The organism is Arthrobacter sp. NPDC056493 (genome assembly GCF_042795115.1).
In the GTDB taxonomy this organism is placed as follows: Bacteria; Actinomycetota; Actinomycetes; order Actinomycetales; family Micrococcaceae; genus Arthrobacter.
Genome location: NZ_JBHTSL010000073.1, coordinates 1 through 26,518, shown reverse-complemented (window position 1 = coordinate 26,518; position 26,518 = coordinate 1). Strand labels below are relative to the sequence as shown.

The following is a 26,518-nucleotide window of genomic DNA, read 5'->3' as shown; positions in this document are numbered from 1 at the left end:
GCGGGAAGCACCCGCCGTCGTCCGCTTTCCACTGCCGTTTGGTCAGCGCCGCTTCAGCGGCAGGGCTCAGGCGCTCAGTTCGTCCTGGCTGTGGTGGGCGGCGTTGCCGGACATGGCGCGGGCGCGGCCGGCCTTGGCCCGGTAGGAGGACAGAAAGGTGGAGATGCGGCGCACGGCCTCGCGGATATCGTCCACCGCGGGCAGGATGACGAACCTGAAATGGTCGGTGGCGTGCCAGTGGAACGCCGTTCCGTGCGAGACAAGGATTTTCTGGTCCTGCAGCAGGTCCAGGACGAACTGCTCGTCGTCCACGAACGGGTACATCTCCGGATCCAGCTTCGGGAACAGGTACATGGCGCCGGCCGCCGGCACGCAGCTCACGCCGGGAAGCTCGTTGAGCAGCCGGCAGGCAAGGTCGCGCTGCTCCCGCAGCCGGCCGCCGGGCCGGATCAGATCCGTGATGCTCTGGTAGCCGCCCAGCGAGGTCTGAATCGCGTGCTGCGCGGGAACGTTGGGGCAGAGCCGGAGCGAGGCCAGCAACTCCAGTGATTCCCGGTAGGCGGCGGTGGCCCAGCGCGGCCCGCTCACCGCCACCCAGCCCGCCCGGTAGCCGGGCATCCGGTACGCCTTGGACAGGCCGGAGAACGTCAGCACCGGGATGTCCCGGGCCACCGAAGCCATGTGGATGTGGACGTAGTCCTCGAACAGGATCTTCTCGTAGATCTCGTCGGAGAACAGCACGAGGTCATGGCGCCGGGCCAGGTCAGCGAACCCTTCCAGGATGTGCCGCGGATACACGGCGCCGGTCGGGTTGTTGGGGTTGATGAGCACGATGGCCCGCGTGCGGTCCGTGATTTTGGCCTCGACGTCCGCCATGTCAGGCCACCAGTTGTTCTCTTCATCGCAGACGTAGTGCACGGCGCTGCCGCCGCACAGCACGGTGGCAGCCGTCCACAGCGGGTAGTCCGGTGACGGGATGAGGACCTCATCGCCGTCCTCCAAGAAGGCCTGCAGCGTCATGGAAATGAGCTCGCTGACCCCGTTGCCGATGAAGATGTCCTCGACGCCGATCTCCATCAGGCCCTTGGTCTGGTAGTACTGCGAGATGGCGGTCCGGGCGGAAAAAATGCCCTTCGAGTCGCTGTATCCCTGGGCTTCGCGCAGGTGGTGGATCATGTCCACCACGATGGATTCCGGCGCATGCAGGCCGAACGGCGCCGGATCCCCGAGGTTCATCCGCAGAATGCTGTGGCCTTCCGCCTCCATCTTCTTTGCCGCATGCTGCACCGGACCCCTGAGGTCGTAACGGACATCTTGCAATCGGCTGGAATTCTGCATGGCGCGCATGAGGCATGCTTTCACAGCTGCGCGGCTCCGGACAACGTGAAACGTCCCGGCCCCACGGGTTCGCCATGAATGACCTCGACGCCCTCGCCGGGGCTTCCGGAATCCGCTATGGTGCGGGCATGGCCAGTGACCCGATTGCTGATTACGCCCTTCTTTCCGACTGCCGTTCAGCCGCGCTGGTGGGGGCGGCCGGATCGGTGGACTGGCTATGTTTTCCGCGCTTTGACAGCCCCTCGGTTTTTGGCCGCATTCTCGGCGAGGAGGCCGGATTCTGGGCGATCCGGCCGGTGGACGGCACCGGAACGTCCCGGCGCTACGTCGGACCGAGCATGGTCCTCGAAACGACGCACACCTCGGGGTCGGGGACAATCACGGTGACCGATGCCCTGTTGCTCGGCGACGGCAACCGCGGCCACGAACTCGGCGCAGCGTCTCCGGGCGCGCTGCTGCGGAGCGTCAGGTGCACCAGTGGGGAGGTTGCGGTGGACGTGATCTTCGATCCGCGGCCCGAATACGGGCTGGTCCGGCCGCTGCTGCAACAGGCCGACGGCGGGCTGCTCGCCAGGGGCGGGGCCGATGTGCTGGCCCTTTCCAGCCCGGTGCCCTTCGAACTGGACGGCGGGCCCGCCCATGCCCGCCTATCACTGCGTGCGGGTGATGCAGCGCATTTCGTCCTGCACCACCGGCACAGCTGGGAGGACCGGCCTCCATTGTGGGACCAGGCGGAAGCCGCGCGCCGGCTCGAGGACACGCTGCAGGGCTGGAACAGTTGGTCGGAACTGCACCAGGGCTACCGCGGGCCGTGGCAGGATCTCGTCAGCGCCAGCGGACGGTTCCTCCAGGCACTGACGTACTTCCCTACAGGTGCCATGGTGGCCGCCGCCACCACCTCGCTGCCCGAGGTGGCCGGCGGAACCCGCAACTGGGACTACCGGTACACCTGGATCCGGGACGCAAGCATGACGCTGCAGGCCTTATGGGTGGCCGCCTGTCCCGACGAGGCCGGAAAGTTCTTCCGCTTCCTGGCCACGGCGGTCGCGGCGCAGCAGGACGGCGACGATCTGCAGATCATGTACGGCATCGGCGGGGAACGTGACCTGTCCGAGCGGGAACTGCCGCACCTCCCGGGCTGGCGCTCCAGCCGGCCGGTGCGCGTGGGCAACGGCGCCTGGCAGCAGCGCCAGCTCGATATCTACGGCGAGCTGCTCGACGCCGCGGACCGGCTGCCCGAATACCTCGCCGACCTGGAGCCGGAAACGAAACGCTTTCTGGCGGGCGCTGCAGACCTCGCCGCCGCCCGGTGGCAGGCACCGGACCAGGGCATCTGGGAGGTCCGCGGCGAGCCCCGCCATTTCCTGCATTCGAAGCTCATGTGCTGGGTCGCCGTGGACCGTGCCATCCGGCTGGCGGATGCCCTGGACGCGCAGGACAGGGTCCCGGACTGGGAGCAGGCACGGGAGGCAATCGCTGCCACGATCCGCGGGGAAGGCTGGAGCGAGGCCGCGAACGCCTACACCCAGTCCTTCGGCTCGGCGGAGCTCGACGCCTCAAGCCTGCTGCTCTGCATCGTGGGCTTCCTGCCCGCCGATGACCCGCGCATGCTGGCCACCATCGATGCCGTCGACCGCAACCTCACCGATGACCGCGGGCTGGTCTTCCGCTACCGGGCTGCCGACGGGCTGCCGGGGGAGGAGGGAACCTTCCTGCTCTGTACCTTCTGGCTGGCCCAGGCCCTGGCGCTCGCCGGGCAGACCGGACGTGCCCGCACAGTTTTCGACCGTGCCGCCGGCTTCGCGTCGGACCTGGGGCTGCTCGCCGAGGAGGTGGCGGCCGACGGCCGCGAACTGCTGGGCAACTTTCCGCAGGCCTTCAGCCACATCGGCCTCATCAACGCAGCCTGGGCCATCGCCGCTGCTGAACAGGAAAGCTCCGGCGGCTAAACGCCAGGCAATCGGACGACGGCGGGACCTGCCGCCGTCGTCAGCGAGCCGCTGGCAGGGTCAGAGTTCCGGAACGCACTCCCCGCCGCCCAGAATGGCCAGGCCGGCGAGGTCGCCTGAGGCGAACTCCGTGAGGTCGGCGCCCTCCGGGTTCATCAGCTGGGTGGGGTCATTGACGTGGTCCAGGCCCACGACGTGGGCGAGCTCGTGCATGATGACGGCACGGGCGTACCGGCGTCCGTCCGGCCACTGCAGAATGTCGGCGAAATCGGGGGCATCGAGTGCCACCTGCCCGGCCACCAGGACATACGGCTGCCCCTCCACGTACGCATATCCGCTGCCGCCCAGGCCGTCCACATCCCCGGCCAGGTCTGGACTCTCCGCAGGGTTGGACCAGGCGATCAGTACAGGTGCCCATCTCTTGCCGTAGAGGTCCGGCTGGTACATTTCGCGCTCCTCGCTGGGAGCTTCCGACGTGGGGCCGTCATAAACGAAGCGCAGCCCGGTGGCGGCCGAAACCCTGGCGACCGCCTCCTGGATCATCTGGTCAGCACCCGGCGGGGCGTCGTCGGGGCGGACCACGTAATGCACGGGCCGGCAGGGATCGTAGGCAGCAAAGGGCTGGCCGGGGTCCGGGGACTCCTGCAGGGCGTAAGCCTTCGACCCTGTACTGGCAGGCGGCTGCCCCAGCGGTGCGTCGGCGGCTTCGAATCCGGGCGGCGGCACCGGCGCTCCCGGGAGATACGGCAGGACTGCGGGCAGCACAAAGCGCTCGAACATCATCGGCACGGACGAGAGGCCAAGGAGCAGGGCGATGCCCGCGCCGATGGCCCACTTCCTGCCATGCCCGCGTGTGGGCCGGACCGGAAGCGGCGGGCCCGAACGCCATGGGGCGGGGCCCTGCTGGATACCCAGGGCCTCATCGATGGCCCACTGAGGAATCCGCCCGCTCGCGGAGCGGCGGACACCCGGGGGCAATCCCTCTGCGGTCACGCCATGGTCAGCCGGCATGCCCGAGCCGGCCGGTCCGCCAAAACTGGATGGCAAGCCAAAATCGGCCGGCGGCGGGCTCTCCCGCCAGTTGGAGTCCGGACGCAACAGTGACCCCCTGTTGTTGCATTGCGCCATCACGCGGGATGGATCACCCACAGCATAAGGGGACGGAGCGACAAACGCTGACTTCGGTTTCGGACCAGCGCCGCCGGCGTTGCCGTGATCAGTGGCAGCACGTAAGTTTCAGCATAGAAATGCCCAGCACACAGCCTGAAGGAGAGCTGAGGATGTCCCTGTTCAAAGGACTTGTTAATGGAGCGCTCGCCGGCGCCGCGGGAACCACGGCGCTGAATGCCGTTAGCTACCTGGATATGGTGTGGCGGGGCCGGTCGGCGAGCACCACGCCCGCCGACTCTGTGGAGCGGCTGGCGGAGCAGGCAGGCGTGACGATCCCGGGAACCGAGGCCCAGCGTGGGAACCGGGTGGAAGCGCTTGGTCCGCTGCTCGGCATCGCCACCGGCATGGGACTCGGCGCTGTGCTGGGGGCGGCCGGATCACTGGGGGTGCGCACCGGACCCGTCTTGTCGGTGGCGGTGGCCTCCGTGGCGGCCCTGCTCGTCTCGAACGTTCCCATGACCGCCTTGGGCGTGACTGATCCGCGGACCTGGAGTGCCGCGGACTGGGTCAGCGACATCGTGCCGCACGTCGCGTACGGCGCGGTCACGGCGCACCTGCTGGAGCACCTGCCCAAGTAGGTGGCTGTCCCCAGAGGTACCGAAACCATGCAGGAGCCTGAGCACTCCCGGCCGGACAGCCGGAAGGCGCGCTGGGGCACCCGCTGGGCCACCGTCGTCGCCGTCCTCCAGCGGCTGCTGTACGTGGCCATCACCGCCGCCGTGGGCTGGGCTGTCTATTTCTTCCTGCTCGCCCGCCTGGCGAGGGGACCGGAGCAGGTGTGGGTGTTCCTCCCCGTCTGGTTGATTGCCGCGTACGCCTTCCTGCCCCGCGTCCACAAGATCCTCAGCAGCCTGTACCTGCCGAATTACTTCATCGGGCGTGCCCGCACGGGCGACGGAGTGCTGGGCGATCCGGTCAATCTCGCTGTCATCGGTCCGGCGGACGAGCTGCGCACCGCGATGCTCACGGCAGGATGGACCGAGGCCGATCCCGTCACCCCGGCCACCGCCTGGCGGACCCTCACCGCGACGCTGCTGGGCAGGAGTTATCCGCAGTCGCCGGTCAGTGCGCTGTACGTCTTCGGCAACAAACAGGACATGGCGTTCCAGCGTGCAATCGACGGCAATCCGCGCAAGCGGCACCACGTGCGGTTCTGGAAGTGCCCGGACGGCTGGATGCTTCCCGGCGGGTTCGCCGTCGACTGGGTGGGTGCCGGAACATACGACAAAAGCGTGGGCCTCTCGCTCTTCACGTTCCAGATCACGCACAAGATCGCCGACGGGACCGACGAGGAACGCGACTTCATCATCGGCACCCTGAAGACTGCCAATGCCGTGGAATCCGTGCACGTGATCAGGCACTTCTCCTCCGGCTACCACCACCGCAACGGCGGAGGAGACAGCATCCGCACGGACGGGGACCTTCCCATCATCGACCTCCGGCCGCCCGGCCATGCGGAGAACGAACCCGTGGTTGACTGCTAGTCACAGCAACGGAGGTAAGGACGGCATGGACAAGGCGATCATCAAATGCCCGCACTGCGGGCAGGCCAACCGCGTGCCCGCTGCCGCAGAGGGCCGGCCGCGGTGCGGAAAATGCCGCCGCGACCTGCCCTGGGTGGTGGAGGCGGGCGACGACGACTTCGCCGTCATAGCCGAACAGTCCCGCGTGCCTGTGCTGGTGGACTTCTGGGCGGTATGGTGCGGACCCTGCCGGATGGTGAGCCCGGTGCTGGACCGGTTGGCGCATGAGCGGGCGGGCGAGGTGAAGCTCGTGAAAGTGGACGTGGACAAGGCACCGCAGCTTTCCGCCCGTTTTGCCATCCAGGCGGTCCCGACGCTGATGGTGATCGTGGATGGAAAGATCGTGGCCCGAAAGGCAGGCGCGGCCCCCGCCCCCGAGCTGGACCGCTGGCTGAAGGGGGCGCTCGCATGAGTGCTGAAGCTCTTCCGGGAGTGGACACTGCTGCGGCCAAACTTTTCTGGTCTGAGTATGCCGCCGCCTGCCCTGAAGCGGTCCGCCTCTGTGGGGACTACACAGTTGAACGCTTCGGGGATTCGGTGGCACTGGCCGATGAGCTGTTGCGGGCAGTGACCGAGGGGGCCAAACGGGCCACCTCTGAACTCGCCGACGAATTCCTTGCGGCCGGGGAGAGCCTGCCCCGCATCGGGTCGCACTGGATCGCGTGTGACGGCTCTGGCGTCCCGCGTGTCGTGCTGCGGACCGTCGAGCTGCGACTCGGCCCGTTCACCAGCGCCGATGAGGCGTTCGCCCGGGATGAGGGCGAGGATGACGGCTCGTTGACGAGCTGGCAGGCGGGGCACCGGAGGTACTGGACCCGCGCCCGCGACCGCCGCGGGCTGGAATGGGCGGAAGCCGACGAGATTGTTTTCGAGCGGTTCCGGGTGGTTTGGCCGCCTGACCTGGCGGACCCGGCCTAGGGTCCGCCGGGTCCGCTCGTCAGGGTCTGGCCTGGGATGTTGGGTATCAGATGGTCCGCGGGGCCTTCGCCAGGTTCTCGCGGAGCTCGGCCGCGTTCTGCCGGACGACGTAGGCCGGACGGTCGCGCTCGACACGCCAGCTGTCGGACAGGGGACCGATGTTCACGGTGTCGAAGCCGAACTCGTCGTAGAGCTTTGCCACCAGCTCACTCGCCTCGGGGTAGTCGCTGGCCGTGGCCAGCGCGCGGCGGTTCTCCGTGCCCGCCGGGGCGCCGTCCGAGGTGATCTGCTTGGCCATGATGTGGTTGAAGCCCTTGGCCACCTTGGACTCCGGAAGGTGTTCCTGCAGCAGGCCGGACGTGGTGGCTACCCCGTTGTCCAGCGCCGGGAATCGGCCGTCCCGCTCCCAGTAGTAGTTGTTGGTATCTATCACGATCTTTCCGGCCAGCGGCTCCACGGGGATGTCCCGGTAGCTCTTGAGCGGAACGGTGACGACGGCAAAGTCGCCCTCTGCTGCAGCCTCCGCAGCCGTGGCCGCTTTTGCCCGCGGGCCCAGCTCCGCAACGAGGGCGGCCAGCGTTTCCGGCCCCCGTGAATTGCTGATGACCACGTCATAGCCAAGCTCCACAGCCTTCCGCGCGACCTGGCTTCCAATGTGTCCTGCACCGATGATTCCGATTGTTGTCATGTTCGGCGCAACAGCCGGCGGCCGGCAGGTATTTCGCACATTACGCCAGACGACGTACCCCCAACGACGGCGGACTGCCGCAAGCCAGCGAGTGCCCAAGTAGCGGACGCTGCGCAAATTCGAGTACCTGCTACGGATGCCGGTCAACGCTGTGGCACATAGGGTTGATTTATTGGGTGGTGGAAAGTGTGCCGGCGCCACCAGTTGCTGGCAGACACTGGGCTGGGAAGGCCGCCACGGTTGTTGCCGGACCGGCCGGTCCTCCCCGGCTGATTCGGCACGTCGGTGATCGCCGGATCGGTTCGACGCAGGGCTCGCCAAAGCCTCGTCCGACCGCCGGCAATCATGGTTGAGTACCCGGTCCGGCCTTAAGTTGCCGCCCCACCTGTGAGGGCCACTATGAAGATTCCGAGGTCTGAACTTCCCGTCATCACGGCGGCTGTGAACGCGGCCCCCGTGAAGGCGGTCCCCGACCTGACTTCCGGCCCGGCCGCGGTGGCGGACGCTGCCGCCGTGCGGCCGCAAGGCGATGGGGTCGCCCCCGTTCCGGCGCGCGCCGATATCGGCAACTGGCCCGACCCCATGTAAGCCGGATCCGACGTAGAACGCACCGCTGCAGGCGGACGACGGCGGGAGGTCCCGCCGTCGTCGTTCTTGCCGGCGTCTGCCTGGTTCCCCTCGGCGCTCCGTTGAAGTGTCCGGCACGCCCCGGAATACTGGAAACGGGACAATCTCCGGAGGCAGGGGCGGTGAAAAGGTGACGGGTTCAGCAGGGGGCGACTTCAGGCGGAAAGTGGAGCGCGCGGCCGAACTCCGTGCCCTCCGGTCCGCCGGCGGCACAGCGGCGGACGACGCGGAGCTGTCCGCCGCGGAGGCTGAACTGCGGGAAAAGCGCCGGAAGGTCAGCGACCCCGCCCGGGCCGACTACCTGATCCGGGACGCGATGGCGCAGGGAAAGTTCGACAACCTGAAATACTCCGGCAAGCCAATTCCCGGCCTGGGGGAGGGCTACGACCCCGACTGGTGGGTCAAGGGCCTCATCCAGCGTGAGCACCTTAGCGGCCTCGGACCAAAAGCGATCCTGCTGCGCACCGAGGACGCGGAGCTGGACGCCAGACTGGACGCACAGCACACGGAAAAACAGGTGCGCGACATCGTCGAGGACTTCAATGCCAGCGTCATCGACGCCCGCCGCCAGCTGCAGGGCGGGCCACCGGTGGTGACGAAAACCCGTGACGCCGGCCTCGAGGTGCAGCGGTGGCGGGAACGGCGGGCGGCGGCGGCCGCGGCTGCGCCGGAACCTGTTACCGAAGCCAAACCCCCGTGGTGGCGACGCCTGCGAAACCGCCCTTCCTGAAAGCTGCTCCCTGCGCCACCGTCCTGAAGTCCGCGGAACATGCCCGCCGTGACTCGGGCACGGCCGCACCCGGAGGTGGCACGATAAAGGAATGGTGGCTGTTCTGCTGGGCTGGAACCCGGGCGTAGGCGATACCTGGCCGGGCTATTCGCTGGTGGTGGATGAGCTGGGCGCCGCGGGTGTGCACCGGCGGGCGTGGCCCACCGCCCCCGGTGCCCAGCCGGCGCCGGGAGCGGATGCATGGCTCCTGCTGCTTGGAAAGACAGGCAGCGGGCTGATTGGCCACGGGGTGGTCGCCTCCAGGCCATACACGGCTGCCGGGCCGGGTCTGAAACACCGGACCCGGACCTGCATTGACGTGGACTTTGACGTGCTGCTGCCGCTCGGAGACCAGGTCCCGGCAGACATCCTGGCGGCCCGCGCGCCGCTGACGGACTGGGCGGCTGGGGCGGACTGGGCGGCTGCGGCGGACGCTGGCGCCTGCAGGCCGATCCCGGAGGAACAGGCACGTGCCATCAGGGAGCTCTGGGCCGAGTGCCTGCCGGGCGATGAGATTGATCCGGTTCTTCCGGTGCCCGGCACCCTGCCGCAGGACGACCTGATCCGGGTAGGCGTGAACCGGTACGAGCGCAACCCGCACGCCCGGCGCGTCTGCCTGGCGCACCACGGCACCTCATGCGCCGCCTGCGGATTCTCCTTTGAAGCCGCCTACGGCCCGGAAGGCGAAGGCTTCATCCACGTCCATCACCTGGTGCCGGCAGCGCAGCTGGGTCCCGGCTACGAGCTGGATCCTGTGGGGGACCTCGTTCCGCTGTGCCCCAACTGCCACGCCATGGCGCACCGGCGCCGGATCCCCTACACCGTGGCGGAACTGCGGGCCATGCTGTCCCGCGCGGGATACATCAGCGGGTCCGTGGTGTCTGAGCAGGAGCTTGACGCCCAGGCCGACGCCCGCCGTATCCTGGGCAGCACCTGAATCGCGCAGCACCTGAATCGCGCCCTGCCAACGGGATTTACGGGGACCAGAGCCAGTCCCGGTTGAAGTCGGGATGATCACTGTAGGGGACCGCGAGCGCATTGAGGGACAGGGTGGTCCATTCCAGTGCCTGCGGAATCCATTCGGTCTCATCGCCGAAGGGATCGCTCACGAGCGTGGCCAGGGCGGTCTGCCGGGCCGCCTCGACGATGCTGATCAGGCGCCGCTTGGCTTCGCATTCCAGCAGCAGGCGGCGTTCGTACCACTTGCCCGATTCCGAGGTCGTTCGGTCGTCGAGCAGCTTGCGCGCCGCCGCCTCGTCTTCGGCGATGCGCGCGGACAGGAACTCCACAATGTCCACTGTCTGAGCGTACGCCCGCCGCAACGCGGGCACACGCTGCTAGACGGCGGCGCGAAGCTCCGCGGCAGAGCTGAAAGCCGCTGTGCTGAAATCGGCGACGCTGGGGTCCATCACGCTGCTGAGGTCCGTGGGGGACAGCGGCAGGTAGTAGGCGGAGTGGTACCTGGTGCGGTCGCCGGTCAGCACCCAGGCCGACCCCTTGCGGACGCGGAAGCGCTTGGTCAGGACCGTCCGGTCGCGCTGGACGAGGTGCGCCAGGATATCCGCCATGACATCCTCGTGGGTGGACAGGACCGTTCCCGTCCCGCGGGCCGCGGCCACGAGATCCAGCGCGGCCGCCAGATTGCCGCCGGTCAGGTGTTCTGAACGTTCCACTTCGAGGGACTCCCCGCGCGCCAGTGCGGCGACCGTTTCAACGCAGCGGACCGAGGGCGCCGAGACGATGCGTTCGATGTCAAACATGGTTCCCAGCGAGGCCAGCGACCTGGCGGCCTGCTGCCCGGCCGGTGACAGTGGCCGGCTGCCGGCTGCCGGGTCCCACTCGTCCGTTTTGGTCATCTCAGCCCCGCGCACCAGCAGCAGCATTTTCTCCCGCTTCGGCGCCAAACGGACGCCCAGCTCCAACTGGAGCAGGCTGCCAAGGGCGATGATGGCGGGCCTGTCCCGCGGTTCTGTCACCGTGCGCAAGGCGGCCGGCAGCGATAGCCACTTGACGGCGTCGACCTCTTTATTGGGAGTGAAGCGGCCTGACTCGGCCGCGGCAGCCCAGTAACGGATGGTCCTGATTCTGCGCTTGCTGTCCTCGTAGCTGATGCTGGGCAGTTCCGCGCCCATGCGGCAGCGCAGGCCCGTTTCCTCCCGCACCTCGCGTTCCGCGCACTCCCGGCCGGTTTCACCAGGGTCCGCCTTGCCTTTGGGGATGGACCAGTCGCCGTGGCCTGGCCGGTGGATCAGGAGCAGTTCAAGGGCGCCCTTCTTTCCGATCCGCCAGGGCAGCGCGCCGTAGGTCGGGGGCTTGGTCCTGCTCATGCGCTCGTCTCCGTCTGAAGGCTGCCGGTTTCGGCAGGAAGCAGGTTCTCGGCAGGAACCAGCGTGAGGGCTGGGGCGTCCTTGGCATGCTGCAGGCTGTCCAGCCGGCTGTAGAGGCCGCCGGACCCGGCGAGTTCGGCGTGCCTGCCGCTTTCCACGATCCGCCCCTTGTCCAGCACGTAAATCCGATCGGCCCGTTTGAGCGTTGAGAGCCGGTGCGCGATGACGATCACCGTGCGCCCTGCCATGAGCCGCTCGAGACCGCGCATAACGTACTGCTCCGAGATGGCGTCCAGGCCGGACGTCGGTTCATCGAGGATGACGATGGGGGTGTCCCGGACCAGCGCACGGGCGATGGCGATGCGCTGGCGCTGGCCGCCCGAAAGGGTGACGCCGCGCTCGGCCACGGGGGTGTCGTATCCCAGGGGCAGGTTGCGGACGAACTCGTCCACGTGGGCTGCCTCGGCCGCGGCCAGGACCTGCTCCCGGGTGACGTCCTCCGAACCGTAGGCGATGTTGTCGTAGATGGTCCCGCGGAACAGGATGGATTCCTGCAGCACCATGGAGACCTGCCGGCGCACAGTGGCCACCTGCAGGTCCCGGACGTCGATGCCGTCAAGCAGAACTTCCCCCTCGGCAGCATCGTAGAGCCGTGGAATCAGGCTGACGACCGACGACTTGCCGGCACCCGTCGGGCCGGTGATCGCCACGACGCTGCCGGGCTCCGCCTTGAGGTCAATCCCGTGCAGCACGTGCCGGTCGCCCTGGTAGCCGAAGCTCACTAAGCGCAGTTCGACGGTACCGGCCAGCCGCGGTGCGGGCCGAGCGCCGGGCAGGTCCGAGATGGCCGGCGCGGTGTCCAGGATTTCCTGGATGCGCTCGGCGCTGGCCTGGCCTCGGCTGATGACGGTGGTGAGCTTGGCCAGTGACTTCATCGGGGAGTACATGGCTTTGAGGTAGGCAAGGAAAACGAGGAGCAGGCCCAGCGTCAGGGACCCGTCCAGCACCCGCTGGGCGCCGATCCAGAGGACCAGCACCGTGCCCATGGTCGCGATGATGTCAACCAGCGGCGAGAACATGGACTGCAGCCGGATCACCCTCAGGCCGGCATCACGCCGGCCGTCATTCCGGGTGCGGAATTCCTCCTCGTGGCGCGCCTCGCTGGTGTAGGTCTGCATCACCCGGACCGAGGCGAACGTCTCCGACATCGCGGCCGCGATGTCGCTGTCCCTGTTGCGGGCCTCCTTCGACGCGCCCTTGATGCGGCGCCGGTAGAAGAGCACTGTGATGAACAGCAGCGGCGACACCGCCAGGCCGATCAGTGCAAACGTCGGGTCAATCAGCACGCAGATCGTGATGACGAAGCCGAGAATAAAAATATTGGGCAGGAGCACCGACAGGATGGACACCATGAGGGCGCGCACGTAGTCGACGTCGGTGGTGGTGCGCGTTACGAGGTCGCCCAGCCGCTGCTTGTCGTGAAAGGCCAAAGACAGCCGCTGCAGGTGGGTGAAGACTTCGGCCCGGATCGTGGCCATCGCCCTCTCACCGACGCCGTTGAGCAGGCGGGTGCCGAGGTAGTCCGCCCCCGCATTCAGCACTGTCATGGCGAGGAGCGCCGAGGCGGCGAGCAGTAGCAGTTGGAGCTGGCTCAGGCCGGCCAGGCCGAGGAAGGCAGGCATCTCATGGAGCTTGGAGCTGCCCGTCGGCTGCAGCACGTCATCGACGATGACCTTCATGGGCCACGGCAGGGCCACTTCCATGGCGGCGACAAAAACCACCAGGAGGGCGCCGCCCGCCAGCGCCCAGACATGTGGGGCTATCGCCCCGCGGAACCGCCAAAAGGTTTGAAACATCTCTCCCCCTAAGAACCCGGCGGTCGCGGGCATCGCCCGAACGCTGTGCGTTCGGCGATGCTCTGAGACCGGCCAGGGATAATCCCTGGTCCGGCTCAGTATTTCCTACGGAACTTTGGGAAAACCCTCCAGGAACTTGGGGAAAACCTGCTGGCGGTTTGAATAACGACGGCGGCTGCACCGTTTGGGGGGCTTACATCCGGGCTGTCTCGGACTACCGTTTGCATGTAGAGGCAGTTTCAGCCCGCACGGCAGCAAAGGAGACGCCATGGGTGACGTGTGGATCCGCACGATCAATCATGGACTGGTGCGGGCCGACAGGGTTACGGAGATTGCCGCATCCCGCGGATCGGTCCACGAGGAGCGCGGGTATTCGATCAAGGCCGTGGCCGAAGGCAAGGCCTACATTCTTATCGACAACAGCGACCTCGAGGGCACCCCGAACTCACGGTTCGGGCATGCCAGCCGCATGCAGGCGGCACTGCTGCTGGCCGTGGACGCGGCAAGCACTGCCTCCGCGCCCATGGTGATCAGCTATGAACAGGACGGGGAACGCTGGGTCCTCACCCCGGCCTCGGACATCGCGGGTGAACCGGTGCCGGCCGTACCGGTGGCATCGGGGGACCACGCGAAATTGTCCGCGGGCCGGGGCTACCCGAGCAGGTCGTCCAGGTAGCACCACCGCCAGTCCTCGCCCGGTTCGATGCTGCGCATGACCGGATGCCCAGTGGCCTGGTAATGCCTGGAAGCGTGGGTTGCGGACGAGGAATCACAGCAGGCCACGTTTCCGCACTCAAGGCACATCCGCAGGTGGACCGTGACCGTGCCTTCGCGGAGGCAGGCGTCACAGCGTGCACCGCGGGGAACCTCGGGATCGGGCGCCGACTCCAGATGCTCGCAGGCGCCGCCCGGCCGGGCGACGGCACCGGATCCGGAAACGTCGGCCTCCTCGATGACGGCGTCCAGCATCGATTCTTCGACGTCGAGCCGCTCCAGGACGCTGCTCAGCACCTCGTGGGCGTAGTTCCCGCCGCTCCTGAGTTCGAGGACCTTCGCCCGCTCGGCCTCGAGCATGGCCAGCCGCAGCTGGGCATAGCGCTGGCTGGGAGTGGCGGCTTCCGCCGTCGGCCTGCCCAGGCGTTCCCACGCTGCCAGGCCGCGCTCGAGCGTCCTTCGCTTGAGCATGGCCACCACCTCCGGAGGGTCATCGTCGGTCCGGAGTTCGTGCAGCCGCTCCACTCCAGCCGCCGTGGCCTGCTGCGTCAGCGAGGCCTGGGAGAGTGCGTCCTCGCCCGGATCGGGGCCCTGCACCCGCAGCAGCCGCACCAGGGCGGGAAGCGTGAACCCCTGCAGCGCCAGGGTGCCGCCCACCACCACCATCGCCGCAAGGATCAGGACGGTGCGGTGCTCCAGGTCCTTGGGTAGCGTGAGGGCTGCGGCGAGCGTGACCACGCCGCGCATGCCGGCCCACGAGATGATGGCTGGGTACTGCCAGGGCGGCGAAGGGTCGTTCCGGGCCACGGCCGGGATGACCCTTGGCAGGTAGGTGGCCGGAAAGACCCAGACCGGCCGCAGCAGCAGCACGGCCAGCAGGATCACCGCGCAGCCGGCCCAGATCCTGGCGGCGCCCAGGGAGTCGTCCTGGACGCCCTCGATAATGGCCCGCACCTGCAGGCCGATGAGGAGGAACACCGAATTTTCCAGCAGGAACTGCACGGTTTCCCAGTTGCTCCGCTGACTCTGCCGGGCGGCCCCGTTGGGCATCGAAGGTGCTTTGGTGCCCATGATCAGGCCGGTGACCACCACTGCCAGAACGCCCGACGCGTGGATCGCCTCCGCCGGCAGGTACGCCACGAAGGGTGCCATCAGTGACGTCGAGGTATTGATGGCAACGTTGCGGATCCGCCGGCGCAGCTGCGTGAGGACGTAGGCTGCGGCGAGCCCCACCACCAGCCCGCCGCCGGCAGCCAGCAGGAAATCGGCGCCGATCTCCAGCACAGAAACAGTTCCGGCGAGGGCGGCGACGGCTGCGCGCAGGCACACCAGGGCGGTTGCGTCGTTGACCAGCGACTCGCCCTCCAGGATGCTGACGATCCGGCGCGGCATCCCCACCTTGCGTGCAATCGCCGTGGCGGCCACCGCATCCGGCGGAGCCACCACGGCAGCGAGCGCGATGGCCGCAGCCAGCGGTATCTCCGGGAACAGCCACCAGACCACCAAGCCGACGACGACGGTGCCGAAGATGACGTAGCCCACCGAGAGCAGCCCGATGGCCCGCCGGTTGGAGCGGAAGTCGAACAGCGACGTCCGCAGTGCGGCGGCATACAGCAGCGGCGGCAGCAGCCCCACGAGGACGAGTTCAGGATTGAGATCGACGCGGGGCACGAACGGGAGGAAGGAACCGCCCACCCCTGCGAGCACAAGGAGCAGCGGGACCGACACATCAAGCTTGCGGCCCAGCGCGCTGACCGCACAGACCACGGCGGCGAGCGCCAGTAACCCCAGGGCGACGTCCATGCGGCTATTCTCTCAACTGTCCCGGACCGCCCGACCGGCCCGGACCGCCAAACGGCGGGCGGCGCCGTCGGGCGGCATGACTACGCAGGCTACGGCGCAGTTCCGCCGACGTCGTCCACACCTTCCGCCGGATCCTGCGAATGCATGCGGATGTCGGTGGGGTCCGCCGTTTCATCGCCTTCGGCTGGTGCTTCGCTGTGGATGCGCTGCAGCATCTCCGGATTTTCGCTCATGACTGCCGCTCCTTAGTTGCGGTTCTGTGCTGGTGGCCATCCCTTAACGTTCATCTAGCTACCGCACCACTCAGCCTGTCAAGAACCGGCCCTGCGCTCTGGCCGTGAATTTTGTTCTGTGCTGAACTGTTGGGGTTGCACCCGAAATGCCCCTGCGGCTGTCCGTCGCAGCACTGCCCTTTGCACCGTCGGCCCAGCCGGTTCGCGCCGGTTGTTGGGAAGGAACACCATCATGGCAACGCACAAGATCGGCTATTTCGTCGGGAGCCTGGCCAGCGGCTCCATCAACCGGGCCCTGTCCAAGGCCCTCATTAGGCTCGCCCCCGGGGACCTCGAGTTCACCGAGATCCCCATTAAGGACCTGCCCCTCTACAGCTACGACTACGACGCCGACTTCCCGCCTCAAGGCCGGGCCCTCAAGGAGGCCATCGAAGGCTCCGACGGCATTCTCTTTGTCTCCCCGGAATACAACCGCTCCATTCCCGGCGCCCTGAAGAATGCCATCGACTGGGGATCGCGTCCCTGGGGCACCAACTCGTTCGCCCGCAAGCCCACCGGCATCATCGGCGCTTCGCCCGGGAGCATCGGCACAGCGGTGATGCAGTCCTCCATGCGCGCCGTGCTGAGCTTCCTCGACGCCCCGCAGCTTAACGCCCCCGAGGCCTACGTGAAGTTCAACCCGGACGTGTTCGGCACTGACGGCGAGGTCAACGACGAATCCACCGAGGCCTTCCTGCGCCACTACATGGAGGAGTATGGCGCCTTCGTCCAGCGGGTCCTGGCGGCCAACGCCCCCGGCCACATCGGTGACCGGGAACCCGACACCCAGAAGCTCTCCCGCTGACCATCCCCACGTTCTTCCCGAGTTTTTGTCCAGATAATGGCCGTACGGCGGCCCCGAGGCCCCATTAGCTGGACAAAAACTCCTGGAAGTGAGGGAAGGGCGGAGCGGGGAGGATGGTCCTAGAGGGGGAGCGGAACCAGGCCACCGAGGTTGCGGTACTTTTCGAGCCGCTGCGGGAGGAGTTCGGCCACCCCGGCCGCCGACAGCGCGGCCAGCTCGTACTCGATGGCCCGACCCAGGCGCTGGCAGAAGGCCCTGCCTTCCAAGGCCGCGTCGGGCCGTTCATCCACGATGTGCTCCACCATGCCATGGGCGTACAGCGAGGCCACGTTGACGCCCTGCGCTTCGGACATGGCCGGGGCGAACTCGGTGCTGCGGTGGACGATGGCGCTCGCGCCCTCGGGCGGCAGCGGGGACAGCCAGGCATGCTGCGCCGCAATCGTGCGGTCGGCCGGGAACAGCGCCAGGGCGCCGCCGCCGGTGCCCTGCCCCATGAGCACGGAAACGGTGGGGGAGTTGAGCCCGATGAGGTCGTGGAGCGACCGGGCGATTTCGCCGGCCAGCCCGCCCTCTTCAGCTTCCTTGGATAGCGCCGCGCCGCCGGTATCGATCACCGTTACCAAAGGCAGCCCGAGCTCCTCGGCCAGCCGCATGCCGCGCCGGGCTTCGCGCAGCGACGCGGGCCCCATGGCGGTCTGCTGCGAGGGCCGGGGCCGGGTGTGCCCGATCACCACGCAGGACTTCTGCCCGAAGCGGGCCAGCGCCAGCAGCAGCCCCGGGTCCTTTTCGCCCTGGCCGGTGCCGTTGAGCGGAAGCACATCGCGGGCGCCGTAGGCGAGCAGTTGCCGCAGGTCCGGGCGCCGCGGATTCCGGGAGATTTCGATTGATTCCCAGGCGCCGGCGTCGGACGGTTTCACGGACAGCGTCCGCGGCGGGCGGACCCGCGCAGGCGGGCCGGCCACAAAAATGCCCAGGGCGCGGTCCACGACGTCGGACAGCTGCCACGGCGGGACCACCGCGTCCACGAGCCCCTTGTCGAAGAGGTTCTCGGCCACCTGGACGTTCTCCGGAAAAGGGGAACCGTGTAGCGCCTCGTAGACCCGGGGCCCCAGAAACCCCAGGAGGGCGCCCGGCTCCGCCACGGTGATGTGCCCGAGGGAACCCCAGGAGGCCATGACGCCGCCGGTGGTGGGGTGCCGGAGGTAGACGAGGTAGGGCAGGCCTGCCTGCCGGTGTGCCCGGACGGCCGCGCTGATCTTCACCATGGAGAGGAACGCGATGGTCCCCTCCTGCATGCGTGTGCCGCCCGACGCCGGTCCGGCCAGGAGCGGTAGCCCCTGCCGGGTGGCGCGTTCGACGGCGTTCACGATCCGTTCCGCTGCAGCGAGGCCGATGGAGCCGGCAAGGAAACGGAATTCGCTGACGATGACGGCCACCCGGCGGCCGCGGATGAGGCCTTCGCCGGTGAGGACGGACTCGTCCACGCCGGTTTTCTCCCGGGCCGCCGCGAGTTCCTGCCGGTATTCCGGGCTGGGGTCGGGGTCCACCACGGGGGAATCCCAGGTGCGGTAGGAGCCGGGGTCGAGGACGGCGGCGATGAGTTCGGTGGCATCCAGATGGCGGGCTTTCTGGGCTGCACTCATGCTCAGCGGCCCTCCCCGGCGGCACCGGCAGAGCCAACGGCGGCGGCCGGAACAAGGCCGAGCCACTGCCGGATCTGTTCGCCGTCCTGGTCCAGCAGCGGCGGAGCCGTGTGGGCCTTGAGCGTGGTTTCCGCGGTGTCCGCGGCGCTGAAGAAACGCAGCGGCGGCCCCGGCAGGGTGACGTTGCCGAGGATCTTGTGGGCGACGTCGATCACCAAGCCCTGGGAGTGGACCTGTTCCCATTCATAGACCTCGTCCAGGGTGCGGACCTTGCCGGCCGGGATCCCCGCGTCGTTCAGCTTCGCGAGCAGCGGCTCCGCCTCGTACTCGGCGAACGCGCGCTCCACCTCTTCGATGACCTTTTCCCGGTTCCGGACGCGCTCTGCGTTGGACGCGAACTCCGGACGGTCCGCGTCCATGCCGAACGTGGATGCGAAGGTGTGCCACAGCTTCTCGCTGCCCACGCTGATCTGCACGCGGCCCTGCCGGCAGTGGAACAGGCCGTACGGTGCGATGGACGGATGGTGGTTGCCTTGGGCCTTGGGTACCTCACCGGCAACGGTGGCGCGGGTGCCCTGGAACGCGTGCACACCGATCAGCGCCGCGAGCAGCGAGGTCCGGACGATCTGCCCCTGCCCGGTCCGTTCGCGCTGCAGCAGTGCCGCCAGCGTGCCGAACGCCCCGTACATGCCCGAGAGCAGGTCCGCGATGGGAACGCCTACCCGCTGCGGATCGTCCGGACCGGAACCGGTCAGGGACATCAGCCCGGCCTCCCCCTGCAGGATCTGGTCGTAGCCGCTGCGGCGTGATTCGGGGCCGTCGTGGCCGAAACCGGTGATGGACAGGACCACCAGGGCGGGGTTCAGCGCGTGCATCTCTGCGGCGGAGAAGCCGAGCCGGTCCAGCACGCCGGGGCGGAAGTTTTCGATGACCACGTCGGCGCGTTCGAGCAGTTCACGCAGCACCGTCCGCCCGTCGTCGCTCTTCAGGTCCAGGGCGATGGATTCCTTGTTGCGGTTGCAGGAGAGGAAGTACGTGGCCTGGGGATCGTCCTCGGGACCGACGAACGGCGGCCCCCAGCCGCGCGTATCGTCTCCGGTGCCGGGGTTCTCAACCTTGATGACCCGTGCGCCGAGGTCCGCGAGCATCATGCCGGCGTGGGGTCCGGCCAGTGCGCGGCTCAGGTCCACCACAAGGTAGCCGGCGAGGGGCCCTTCGGCCTGGGGCGTGGATTCATGGCTCATGCTGGGTGTTCCTTCACTTGCTTGGAGGGGCTGCTGGTGCTGTTCGGGCCGGCTACATCCAGCCGGGGAGCACCATGACCAGCCAGGCGATGGCGGGTCCGGCGATGACGACGATGCCGCTGTAGGCCAGGATCTGCTTGTAGAACTTGTCCTTGTCCACGTCCTCCGGGGCGTTGGCGAGTACCAGCGCACCGTTGGTCGAGAACGGCGAGACGTCCACGATGGTGGCGGCGACGGCCAAGGCGGCGATCACGCCGACGGCACCTATTTCGCCGCTGGACAGGAACGGGACGGCCAGCGGGATGAGCGCGGCCAGGATGGCCGTGGAGGAAGCGAAGGCCGACACAATGGCGCCGATGTAGCAGATCAGCAGGGCCGCGAGCAGCGGCATTCCGAGGTGGGCGACGCCGTCGGAGACGAACTTGATGGTGCCGGCTTCCTCGAGGACGCCCACGAACGTGAGCATGCCGCAGATGAGCAGGACGGTGGACCAGCTGATCTTGTTGATGGCGCCCTTCTGGGCGGCCGGTGAAACGAGGGCCAGGACCATGGCGATGGTGATGGAGACGAAGCCGACGTCCACCTTGAAGCCCAGCGAGATGACGGCCAGGGCGATCAGGCCGGCGATGGTGACCAGCTGCGGAACCGTGGCGCGGGCGCCGCCGGCTTCGGCGGACTTGGCGGCGGAAGTGGAGCCGGAGGTTCCCTTGGCTGCGACGCCGGAGGAGGAGATGTCGGTGCCGGAGCCCCTCAGGGTGGCACCGGCGGCGCGGGCCCCGACGCTGACGGCCATCCTGGACTCAGCGGCCTGTTCAACGAGCCGGCCGGTCTTGGTGGAGAGCAGTTTACTGCCGCCCAGGACGATGAAGAGCACCACGGCGATGGCCAGGTTGAAGATGAAGCTGGCGAGGAAGATCGCCATCGGGCTGGCTTCCAGATCCGTCTTGGCGATGATCCCGTTGACCGTGACGCCGTAGACGGCGATCGGGGAGAAGCCACCGGCCTGCGCCCCGTGGATCACCATCATGCCCATCATCAGCGGGTTGATCTTGTGCTTTGCGGCGAAGCTCAGGGCGATCGGCGCGATGATCGCGACGGCGGCGGGGGAAAGGGCGCCGACGGCCGTGATGACCGCCGTGATGGCGAACATGACCCAGGGGATGAGCGCCACCTTGCTGCCCACCATTCGGACCGCGCCGCGGACCAGCAGGTCGATGGTTCCGTTGTTCTGGGCGATCGCGAAGAGATAGGTGACCCCGACAATCGTCAGGAACAGGCCGCCGGGGAAGTTGGCGAGAATATCGCTGGTGGACATTCCGAGCACCACCGAGCCCAGCAGGAACGCGCCTACGAAAGCCAGGGCGCCCATATTGAGGGGCAGGACCGTGGCCAGCAGGAACATCACCGCCAGGATGATGATGGAGAGGACGGGAGCGGACATCGTTGTGCCTCCGGGGTGAGAGTTGATGTGATGTGGCTTACAAGCTCACTGGCCTAGCCTCCTAGACACTAGGTGACTTTGTCAATATTCCTCCGCTAAGCTGGAGCCAGATCGCCGGAAGGACGCGCATGCCCAGGAAGACAGCAACGCAACAGATTTCCCGTGTCGCCCGGCCCCGGCTCTACGAACAGCTCGTGGAGCAGCTCATGGATTTCATCGAGTCCGCGCAGCTGGGGCCTGGAGACACCCTTCCCGCCGAGCGGGACCTGGCCGAGCGGCTGGGCGTTTCCCGGGCCACGCTTGCCCAGGCGCTGGTGGCCCTGGAGGTCCTGGGCGTGATCGATGTCCAGCACGGGACCGGGGCGGTGCTCGTCTACCGGCCCAACGTTCCCTCCGTGCTCAAGGGGCTGCGCGAGCACCGCAGCCGCCTTCCCGAGATTGTCGAGGCCCGCAGCACGCTCGAGGTCAAGCTGGCCGAGCTTGCTGCCGAGCGACGGACGGACGAGGACATGCGGGCCATCGACAAGGCCCTGGAGGTCATGGCGGAGGAGGTGGCCGCCGGTGCCAAGGGTGCCCACGGCGACGAACTGTTCCACCAGGCCATCACCGCCGCCGCGCACTCCGGTGTGCTCGCACAGCTGATGACCTTCATTGCGGAGATGATCCTGGAGACGCGGCTCGAGTCGCTGGGGCAGCCCGGCCGGCCGGAGCAGTCGCTGGCATCCCACCGCAAGATCGCGGACGCCATCCGGGTCCAGGATCCGGAAGCCGCCGCGGCAGCCATGCTGGACCACATCACCCTCGTGTCCGACGTCGCCCTGCTGAAGTAGGCATTGTGAAACCGTTTCTGCTGCTCGCATCGCGGGCCGAGGACGTGGCCGCGGAGGACGAATACGAGGCGTACCTTCGCTTTGGCGGGCTGGAACCGCACCAGCTGACACGGATCCGGATGGAGCGGGCTGCGCTGCCGGAGCTGGACCTCCATGACTACTCCGGCATCATCGTGGGCGGCAGCCCGTTCACCTCGAGCGACCCGCCCGAAAAGAAGAGCGAAGCCCAGCACCGCGTGGAGCGCGAACTCTCTGCACTGCTGGACCGGATCGTGGCGGAGGACTTCCCGTTCCTGGGCGCCTGCTACGGGGTCGGCACCCTTGGCCTGCACCAGGGCGCCGTGATCGACCGGACGTACGGCGAGCAGTTGGGCGGCGTGACCATCAGCCTGAGCCCGGAAGGCCTGCAGGATCCGCTGCTGGCCGGGATGCCGGCGCAGTTCACCGCCTTCACGGGCCACAAGGAAGGGTGCACGGTGCTGCCGCCGCACGCGGTGCTGCTGGCGAGCTCCGCCGCCTGCCCCGTGCACATGTTCCGGGTCAAGCAGAACCTGTACGCCACGCAGTTCCATCCGGAACTTGACGCCGAAGGGCTGGTGACCAGGATCGATATCTACCGCCACGCCGGATACTTCCCGCCCGAATCCGCCGAGGCGCTGATGGCGGAAGCCCGGATCTTCACCGCCACCGAACCGATGAAGATCCTGCGGAATTTCGTGAAGATCTACGGCACATAACCGCAGCAACTTTTCCCATTGACTTCGCCCCGCAGAGGTCTACCGTTGAACTACGTCAACATTTGATCTGTTGCGTGTGCGTGCGGTGAGGGGGCAGCCGCACCAAAAATGATGCGGCTGCTGCACGGTCACGCCTCGGCGGCAGCCCGCACGCCGCCAGCGTGGTGCTTCTCCCGAAGCCGCCTTCAAATTTCAGGTCTCAACCAAATCTGCAGGTACCGTCCATGACCGCCAATTTCATTACCGCCCTTGCCGTCAAGTCCTTCGATGACCCGGACAAGAAGAGATGCCCGGACAAAGCCGAGGTGGACCTGGTCAGCGTCAACGACTTCTCCGTTGCCCGGCTGATCCTCGCCCCCGGCTGGCGCTGGTCCGAATGCACCAAACCCACGGAACAGACCCCCTTCTGCCAGCACAACCACCTGGGATTCTGCCTCTCCGGCGTCATAGAGGTGGAAACGCCCGAGGGGGTCCGCTCTGTGATCAGGGCCAATGACACCTACGCGATTCCGCCCGGGCACGATGAATGGGTGGTGGGCTCGGAACCGTTTGTGGCCGTTGAATTCCTCGGCGCGGCCTCCTTCGGGCGTCCGGTCAGCCGCGGCCTCCACGCCAGGATCTGACCCGGGCGAACACGGGAGCCAGCATCCAAGCCGCCAGCCCTGCGCCGGCGGCTTTTCGTGTGGGGGTGTCGTATCGGCATGGCGCCGTATTGGCACGGCGGTCTGGAAGGGCTAACGTCACTGCCATGGGATGCCGGTCCACCTGAGGAGGCGCTGCCATGGCCATTGTTGATAACGCCGTGTACGTGGCCGGACGCCGGACGGCGGATCCGGACGGGCTGGAGGAGACGTACTTCCTGCTGCGGCAGCGGGAGGGAATGGCCTGGATCGGGCTCTACCGGCCGGACCCCCACGAGCTGCGGTCGGTGGCCGACGAGTTCGACCTCAGCCCGCTGGCGGTGGAGGACGCGCTCACCGGACACCAGCGCGCCAAGCTTGAGCACTATGGTGAAACGCTCTTCCTGGTCCTGCGTCCGGCACGGTACCTCGACGACGTCGAAAAGGTGGAGTTCGGCGAGATCCACGTTTTTGCCGGGCCGGATTTCGTGGTCACCGTCCGCCGCGCGGAGTCGCCGGACCTGGCGCGGGTCCGCCGCCGAATGGAATCCCAGCCGGAGTTCCTGGCCCTCGGCCCCGACGCCGTGCTCTACGCCATCCTGGACCAGGTGGTGGACGAGTACGAACCGGTCGCGGCAGGCCTGGAAAACGACATCGACGAGATCGAGGACGAGCTGTTCGGCGCAGACCCGGAGGTGTCCCGCCGCATCTACGAACTGTCCCGCCAGGTCATCACCGTGCAGCGCGCCACGGGGCCGCTGGCCGGAATCCTGCAGGCCCTGATCACCGGAGCGCCGGACCACCACCCCGGCCCTGAGCTGCAGGACCACCTCCGCGACGTGCTGGACCATGTCCTGCGGCTCAACGACCGGATCGCGTCCTTCCGGGCGCTGCTGCAGAACGCGCTCGCGGTCAACGCAGCCCTCGTGGCCCAGCGCCAGAACGACGAGATGCGCCGCCTCACCGAGTCCAGCTTCGCGCAGAGCGAGCAGGTCAAGAGAATCTCTTCCTGGGCGGCCATACTCTTCGCGCCGACGCTCATCGGCACCATTTACGGGATGAACTTCCATACGATGCCTGAACTCGACTGGATCTTCGGCTATCCCATGGCGATAGGGCTGATGATCGGCATGGGCATAGCCCTGTATGCCGCCTTCAAGCACAACAACTGGATCTAGGCCTTCCCCGCACGGACTCGCCGGCCGGCTCCCCGTGAGCAAGCAACCGCAGGGTTACGCCGGTTTTTCCGCAGCAGCCGAAGCTTTATCGAAGCTTCCGTGCAGCTGCGGGCCGGCGCGGGGGTGCGGAAAATACACTGGATGCAGGCCTTCCACTGGCTTTCCCCGCCGGCCCCCAGCTTTCGAAGGAACCCCAAAATTCGCGCTTCGTCTGTTCTCCGTCCTGCCCTGGCCTCGCTGCTGCTGACGGGCTTTGCCGCCGCCTTCGCAGTAGTCTCGCCGGGCATTGCCGGCACCGGCACTGCCGCCGCGGAAACCCAGGCGGCTGCTCCTGCCCGCTACATCGTGCGCTACTCCGCCGGGACCGACGTTTCCTCGGCCGTGCGGAACCTTCGCTCGCGGAACATCGGCATCGGACGCACCTTCGCCAAGGCCATCCGCGGCGCCGTGGTGACGGCGACGCCGGGACAGGCCGCGGAACTGAAGCGCTCGGCGGGCGTCGCCGCCGTCGAACTGGATGCCTCGGTGACGGCCGCCGATACCCAGCAGTCCGCAACCTGGGGCCTGGACCGCATCGACCAGCGCGCCCTCCCGCTTTCCGGGACGTACACCGCGCCCTCCTCCGGTGCCGGCGTGAACGCCTACGTAATTGACTCCGGCGTGCTGTCTGCGCACGCGGAGTTTGGCGGCCGCGTCGCGCAGGGGTGGACGGCAATTTCCGACGGGCTGGGCACCGGGGACTGCAACGGACACGGCACGCACGTTGCCGGCACCATCGCGGGAAAGACCTACGGCGTGGCCAAGGCGGCCACCGTGATCCCCGTCCGCGTGCTGGACTGCAACGGATCGGGCTTCAACTCGGACGTCATCGCCGGGCTGGAGTGGGTCGCTTCCAACCACCAGGCCGGAACCCCGGCCGTGGCCAACCTGAGCCTCGGCAGCACCGCCAGCGCCATGGTGGACGCCGCGGTGCAGGGCATCATCAACGACGGCGTGACCGCGGTAGTCGCCGCCGGTAACTCCGCCGCCGATGCCTGCAACAGCTCCCCGGCCCGCGTTGCCGGCGCGCTGACCGTCGCCGCGAGCGACTCCGCGGACAAGCAGGCGTCCTTCTCCAACTACGGTAGCTGCGTTGACCTGTACGCGCCGGGCGTCGGCATCAAGTCAGCTTCCCCTGCCTCCGCCACGGCCACGGCCCTGATGAGCGGCACGTCGATGGCGTCCCCGCACGTGGCCGGCGCCGCAGCCGTGCTGCTGTCCCGGTCGCCGGGACTGCTCCCTGCGGACGTGGCGGCGAAGCTGCTTTCCGCTGCCACCCCCGGAGCCGTCTCCGCAGCCACCGCGGGAACCCCCAACCGCCTGCTGTTCACCAACCCCGCCGCCGTGGTCCTGGCCGCGCCGGCCGTGACATCGCTCAGCCCGGCAGCCAAGTCCTCCGCCGTCGCCGTGGCAGCCAACGTCACCGCCACGTTCGGCACCGCTGTCCGGGGCGTTAGCGGTTCCACCTTCGTCCTCCGGAACGCCTCGGGAGCAACAGTGCCCGCCGCCGTCAGCTACGACGCCGGCACGCACACCGCGACGCTGAACCCGGCGGCCAATCTTGCCAACGACGCCAAGTACACGGCCACGCTGACCGGCGGAGCCGCCGCTGTCCGCGACGCCGCGGGCACCCCCTTCGTGACGGGCAGCTGGACGTTCACCACCGGCCCGGCCCCCGTCATCACGGCCATGACACCACGACCGGGCGCCACGCTGGTACGCCGCGCCAACAACATCGCGGTGACCTTCAGCGAGGCCATCCAGGGAGCAACCACCGGCACCGTCACGCTGAAGAACGCCGCCACCGGCGCCAGGGTGACCGCCACCGTTTCCCGCAACGCCACCACGAACCAGTGGATCCTGAACCCCTCGGCGGCCCTGGCCGCGCGGACCGCGTACACGGTCAGCGTGACCGGCGGAACCGCCGCGGTCCGCGACCTGGCGGGCAACCCGCTGAAGTCCGCCCGATGGACGTTCACCACCGGTTCCCTCTGAGCTCCGGCAACTCCTCACCCCCACTACAACAG

26 protein-coding genes are annotated in these 26,518 nt (G+C 67.9%); 15 read left to right on the top strand and 11 right to left on the bottom strand.

Annotated features, from left to right (window positions below; genetic code table 11):
* Positions 1–66 precede the first annotated feature (66 nt).
* Positions 67–1,347 (bottom strand): pyridoxal phosphate-dependent aminotransferase, encoded by a 1,281-nt coding sequence (locus ACFQ50_RS21765; RefSeq protein ID WP_377997705.1) that lies wholly within the window; start codon positions 1,345–1,347, stop codon positions 67–69.
* 5 nt (positions 1,348–1,352) lie between these two features.
* Here ACFQ50_RS21765 and ACFQ50_RS21760 point away from each other — a divergent pair, with 5 nt between their 5' ends.
* Positions 1,353–3,287, top strand: coding sequence for a glycoside hydrolase family 15 protein (locus tag ACFQ50_RS21760; RefSeq protein WP_377997704.1), 1,935 nt, complete (start codon positions 1,353–1,355; stop codon positions 3,285–3,287).
* A gap of 60 nt (positions 3,288–3,347) precedes the next feature.
* On the opposite strand, the gene ACFQ50_RS21755 is transcribed toward ACFQ50_RS21760, so the two are convergent.
* Positions 3,348–4,298: a peptidase gene (locus ACFQ50_RS21755; protein ID WP_377997703.1), complete on the bottom strand. Its 951-nt coding sequence runs from the start codon at positions 4,296–4,298 to the stop codon at positions 3,348–3,350.
* 269 nt (positions 4,299–4,567) lie between these two features.
* Between ACFQ50_RS21755 and ACFQ50_RS21750 the strand changes: the two genes are divergently transcribed.
* Genes ACFQ50_RS21750 through ACFQ50_RS21735 form a run of 4 tightly spaced genes read left to right on the top strand, consistent with a single transcriptional unit; the run spans position 4,568 to position 6,898 of the window.
* Entirely contained in the window at positions 4,568–5,035 is a 468-nt protein-coding gene (locus ACFQ50_RS21750; RefSeq protein ID WP_377997702.1) for a hypothetical protein, read from the top strand.
* A 27-nt stretch (positions 5,036–5,062) separates the two neighbouring features.
* Positions 5,063–5,941 (top strand): LssY C-terminal domain-containing protein, encoded by an 879-nt coding sequence (locus ACFQ50_RS21745; protein WP_377997701.1) that lies wholly within the window; start codon positions 5,063–5,065, stop codon positions 5,939–5,941.
* A 25-nt stretch (positions 5,942–5,966) separates the two neighbouring features.
* Complete coding sequence (trxA, locus tag ACFQ50_RS21740; RefSeq protein ID WP_377997700.1) at positions 5,967–6,392, top strand: thioredoxin; 426 nt, start codon at positions 5,967–5,969, stop codon at positions 6,390–6,392.
* Entirely contained in the window at positions 6,389–6,898 is a 510-nt protein-coding gene (locus tag ACFQ50_RS21735) for an ASCH domain-containing protein (protein ID WP_377997699.1), read from the top strand. The genes trxA and ACFQ50_RS21735 overlap by 4 nt, the downstream gene beginning before the upstream one ends.
* Before the next feature lie 46 nt (positions 6,899–6,944).
* Here ACFQ50_RS21735 and ACFQ50_RS21730 read toward each other — a convergent pair whose 3' ends face one another.
* Positions 6,945–7,625, bottom strand: a complete 681-nt coding sequence (locus ACFQ50_RS21730; protein WP_377997698.1) for an NADPH-dependent F420 reductase — start codon at positions 7,623–7,625, stop codon at positions 6,945–6,947.
* A 360-nt stretch (positions 7,626–7,985) separates the two neighbouring features.
* On the opposite strand from ACFQ50_RS21730, the gene ACFQ50_RS21725 reads away from it, so the two are divergent.
* The 3 genes from ACFQ50_RS21725 to ACFQ50_RS21715 all read left to right on the top strand — a co-directional run bounded on the left by ACFQ50_RS21725 (position 7,986) and on the right by ACFQ50_RS21715 (position 9,919).
* Positions 7,986–8,174 (top strand): hypothetical protein, encoded by a 189-nt coding sequence (locus tag ACFQ50_RS21725; protein WP_377997697.1) that lies wholly within the window; start codon positions 7,986–7,988, stop codon positions 8,172–8,174.
* A 169-nt stretch (positions 8,175–8,343) separates the two neighbouring features.
* Positions 8,344–8,943, top strand: a complete 600-nt coding sequence (locus ACFQ50_RS21720) for a DUF1992 domain-containing protein (protein WP_377997696.1) — start codon at positions 8,344–8,346, stop codon at positions 8,941–8,943.
* A 91-nt stretch (positions 8,944–9,034) separates the two neighbouring features.
* Positions 9,035–9,919: an HNH endonuclease gene (locus ACFQ50_RS21715; RefSeq protein ID WP_377997695.1), complete on the top strand. Its 885-nt coding sequence runs from the start codon at positions 9,035–9,037 to the stop codon at positions 9,917–9,919.
* A 37-nt stretch (positions 9,920–9,956) separates the two neighbouring features.
* Here ACFQ50_RS21715 and ACFQ50_RS21710 read toward each other — a convergent pair whose 3' ends face one another.
* Genes ACFQ50_RS21710 through ACFQ50_RS21700 form a run of 3 tightly spaced genes read right to left on the bottom strand, consistent with a single transcriptional unit; the run spans position 9,957 to position 13,165 of the window.
* On the bottom strand, positions 9,957–10,280 hold the full coding sequence (locus tag ACFQ50_RS21710) for a DUF6221 family protein (protein ID WP_377997694.1): 324 nt from the start codon (positions 10,278–10,280) through the stop codon (positions 9,957–9,959).
* 39 nt (positions 10,281–10,319) lie between these two features.
* Positions 10,320–11,309, bottom strand: coding sequence for an NUDIX domain-containing protein (locus ACFQ50_RS21705; protein WP_377997693.1), 990 nt, complete (start codon positions 11,307–11,309; stop codon positions 10,320–10,322).
* A complete protein-coding gene (locus ACFQ50_RS21700; protein ID WP_377997692.1) occupies positions 11,306–13,165 on the bottom strand; it encodes an ABC transporter ATP-binding protein in 1,860 nt (619 codons plus the stop codon). Before ACFQ50_RS21700 ends, ACFQ50_RS21705 begins: the two co-directional genes overlap by 4 nt.
* 268 nt (positions 13,166–13,433) lie before the next feature.
* Here ACFQ50_RS21700 and ACFQ50_RS21695 point away from each other — a divergent pair, with 268 nt between their 5' ends.
* Positions 13,434–13,841 (top strand): hypothetical protein, encoded by a 408-nt coding sequence (locus tag ACFQ50_RS21695; RefSeq protein WP_377997706.1) that lies wholly within the window; start codon positions 13,434–13,436, stop codon positions 13,839–13,841.
* On the opposite strand, the gene ACFQ50_RS21690 is transcribed toward ACFQ50_RS21695, so the two are convergent.
* Both ACFQ50_RS21690 and ACFQ50_RS21685 read right to left on the bottom strand, forming a co-directional pair.
* Complete coding sequence (locus ACFQ50_RS21690) at positions 13,817–15,682, bottom strand: Na+/H+ antiporter (protein WP_377997691.1); 1,866 nt, start codon at positions 15,680–15,682, stop codon at positions 13,817–13,819. The two genes, ACFQ50_RS21695 and ACFQ50_RS21690, sit on opposite strands and share 25 nt — an antisense overlap.
* Positions 15,683–15,771: 89 nt before the next feature.
* The gene (locus tag ACFQ50_RS21685; RefSeq protein ID WP_377997690.1) at positions 15,772–15,915 is read right to left on the bottom strand and encodes a hypothetical protein; all 144 of its coding nucleotides are present in this window, start codon (positions 15,913–15,915) and stop codon (positions 15,772–15,774) included.
* A 232-nt stretch (positions 15,916–16,147) separates the two neighbouring features.
* Here ACFQ50_RS21685 and ACFQ50_RS21680 point away from each other — a divergent pair, with 232 nt between their 5' ends.
* A complete protein-coding gene (locus ACFQ50_RS21680) occupies positions 16,148–16,759 on the top strand; it encodes an NADPH-dependent FMN reductase (RefSeq protein ID WP_377997689.1) in 612 nt (203 codons plus the stop codon).
* 119 nt (positions 16,760–16,878) lie between these two features.
* On the opposite strand, the gene ACFQ50_RS21675 is transcribed toward ACFQ50_RS21680, so the two are convergent.
* Genes ACFQ50_RS21675 through ACFQ50_RS21665 form a run of 3 tightly spaced genes read right to left on the bottom strand, consistent with a single transcriptional unit; the run spans position 16,879 to position 21,087 of the window.
* Positions 16,879–18,402: a carboxyl transferase domain-containing protein gene (locus tag ACFQ50_RS21675; protein WP_377997688.1), complete on the bottom strand. Its 1,524-nt coding sequence runs from the start codon at positions 18,400–18,402 to the stop codon at positions 16,879–16,881.
* Positions 18,403–18,404: 2 nt separating this feature from the next.
* Positions 18,405–19,646: a CaiB/BaiF CoA transferase family protein gene (locus ACFQ50_RS21670; RefSeq protein ID WP_377997687.1), complete on the bottom strand. Its 1,242-nt coding sequence runs from the start codon at positions 19,644–19,646 to the stop codon at positions 18,405–18,407.
* A gap of 52 nt (positions 19,647–19,698) precedes the next feature.
* Positions 19,699–21,087, bottom strand: a complete 1,389-nt coding sequence (locus ACFQ50_RS21665; protein WP_377997686.1) for an SLC13 family permease — start codon at positions 21,085–21,087, stop codon at positions 19,699–19,701.
* 128 nt (positions 21,088–21,215) lie between these two features.
* On the opposite strand from ACFQ50_RS21665, the gene ACFQ50_RS21660 reads away from it, so the two are divergent.
* The 5 genes from ACFQ50_RS21660 (at position 21,216) to ACFQ50_RS21640 (ending at position 26,486) form a co-directional block, all read left to right on the top strand.
* Complete coding sequence (locus ACFQ50_RS21660; protein WP_377997685.1) at positions 21,216–21,917, top strand: FadR/GntR family transcriptional regulator; 702 nt, start codon at positions 21,216–21,218, stop codon at positions 21,915–21,917.
* Between the two features lie 5 nt (positions 21,918–21,922).
* Positions 21,923–22,654: a glutamine amidotransferase gene (locus ACFQ50_RS21655; RefSeq protein WP_377997684.1), complete on the top strand. Its 732-nt coding sequence runs from the start codon at positions 21,923–21,925 to the stop codon at positions 22,652–22,654.
* A 224-nt stretch (positions 22,655–22,878) separates the two neighbouring features.
* A complete protein-coding gene (locus ACFQ50_RS21650; protein ID WP_377997683.1) occupies positions 22,879–23,277 on the top strand; it encodes a cupin domain-containing protein in 399 nt (132 codons plus the stop codon).
* A gap of 158 nt (positions 23,278–23,435) precedes the next feature.
* Positions 23,436–24,452, top strand: a complete 1,017-nt coding sequence (locus tag ACFQ50_RS21645; protein WP_377997682.1) for a magnesium and cobalt transport protein CorA — start codon at positions 23,436–23,438, stop codon at positions 24,450–24,452.
* 141 nt (positions 24,453–24,593) lie between these two features.
* Complete coding sequence (locus ACFQ50_RS21640) at positions 24,594–26,486, top strand: S8 family serine peptidase (RefSeq protein ID WP_377997681.1); 1,893 nt, start codon at positions 24,594–24,596, stop codon at positions 26,484–26,486.
* Positions 26,487–26,518 lie beyond the last annotated feature (32 nt).

Coding starts and splice junctions, on each gene's coding strand:
- ACFQ50_RS21735 (WP_377997699.1), top strand. CDS start 6,389: ATGAGTGCTGAAGCTCTTCCGGGAGTGGACACTGCTGCGGCCAAACTT.
- ACFQ50_RS21645 (WP_377997682.1), top strand. CDS start 23,436: ATGGCCATTGTTGATAACGCCGTGTACGTGGCCGGACGCCGGACGGCG.
- ACFQ50_RS21675 (WP_377997688.1), bottom strand. CDS start 18,402: ATGAGTGCAGCCCAGAAAGCCCGCCATCTGGATGCCACCGAACTCATC.
- ACFQ50_RS21765 (WP_377997705.1), bottom strand. CDS start 1,347: ATGCGCGCCATGCAGAATTCCAGCCGATTGCAAGATGTCCGTTACGAC.
- ACFQ50_RS21690 (WP_377997691.1), bottom strand. CDS start 15,682: ATGGACGTCGCCCTGGGGTTACTGGCGCTCGCCGCCGTGGTCTGTGCG.
- ACFQ50_RS21670 (WP_377997687.1), bottom strand. CDS start 19,646: ATGAGCCATGAATCCACGCCCCAGGCCGAAGGGCCCCTCGCCGGCTAC.
- ACFQ50_RS21665 (WP_377997686.1), bottom strand. CDS start 21,087: ATGTCCGCTCCCGTCCTCTCCATCATCATCCTGGCGGTGATGTTCCTG.
- ACFQ50_RS21640 (WP_377997681.1), top strand. CDS start 24,594: ATGCAGGCCTTCCACTGGCTTTCCCCGCCGGCCCCCAGCTTTCGAAGG.
- ACFQ50_RS21680 (WP_377997689.1), top strand. CDS start 16,148: ATGGCAACGCACAAGATCGGCTATTTCGTCGGGAGCCTGGCCAGCGGC.
- ACFQ50_RS21760 (WP_377997704.1), top strand. CDS start 1,353: ATGCTTTCACAGCTGCGCGGCTCCGGACAACGTGAAACGTCCCGGCCC.
- ACFQ50_RS21715 (WP_377997695.1), top strand. CDS start 9,035: ATGGTGGCTGTTCTGCTGGGCTGGAACCCGGGCGTAGGCGATACCTGG.
- ACFQ50_RS21705 (WP_377997693.1), bottom strand. CDS start 11,309: ATGAGCAGGACCAAGCCCCCGACCTACGGCGCGCTGCCCTGGCGGATC.
- ACFQ50_RS21695 (WP_377997706.1), top strand. CDS start 13,434: ATGGGTGACGTGTGGATCCGCACGATCAATCATGGACTGGTGCGGGCC.
- ACFQ50_RS21700 (WP_377997692.1), bottom strand. CDS start 13,165: ATGTTTCAAACCTTTTGGCGGTTCCGCGGGGCGATAGCCCCACATGTC.
- ACFQ50_RS21745 (WP_377997701.1), top strand. CDS start 5,063: ATGCAGGAGCCTGAGCACTCCCGGCCGGACAGCCGGAAGGCGCGCTGG.
- ACFQ50_RS21660 (WP_377997685.1), top strand. CDS start 21,216: ATGCCCAGGAAGACAGCAACGCAACAGATTTCCCGTGTCGCCCGGCCC.
- ACFQ50_RS21685 (WP_377997690.1), bottom strand. CDS start 15,915: ATGAGCGAAAATCCGGAGATGCTGCAGCGCATCCACAGCGAAGCACCA.
- ACFQ50_RS21725 (WP_377997697.1), top strand. CDS start 7,986: ATGAAGATTCCGAGGTCTGAACTTCCCGTCATCACGGCGGCTGTGAAC.
- ACFQ50_RS21650 (WP_377997683.1), top strand. CDS start 22,879: ATGACCGCCAATTTCATTACCGCCCTTGCCGTCAAGTCCTTCGATGAC.
- trxA (WP_377997700.1), top strand. CDS start 5,967: ATGGACAAGGCGATCATCAAATGCCCGCACTGCGGGCAGGCCAACCGC.
- ACFQ50_RS21755 (WP_377997703.1), bottom strand. CDS start 4,298: ATGCCGGCTGACCATGGCGTGACCGCAGAGGGATTGCCCCCGGGTGTC.
- ACFQ50_RS21750 (WP_377997702.1), top strand. CDS start 4,568: ATGTCCCTGTTCAAAGGACTTGTTAATGGAGCGCTCGCCGGCGCCGCG.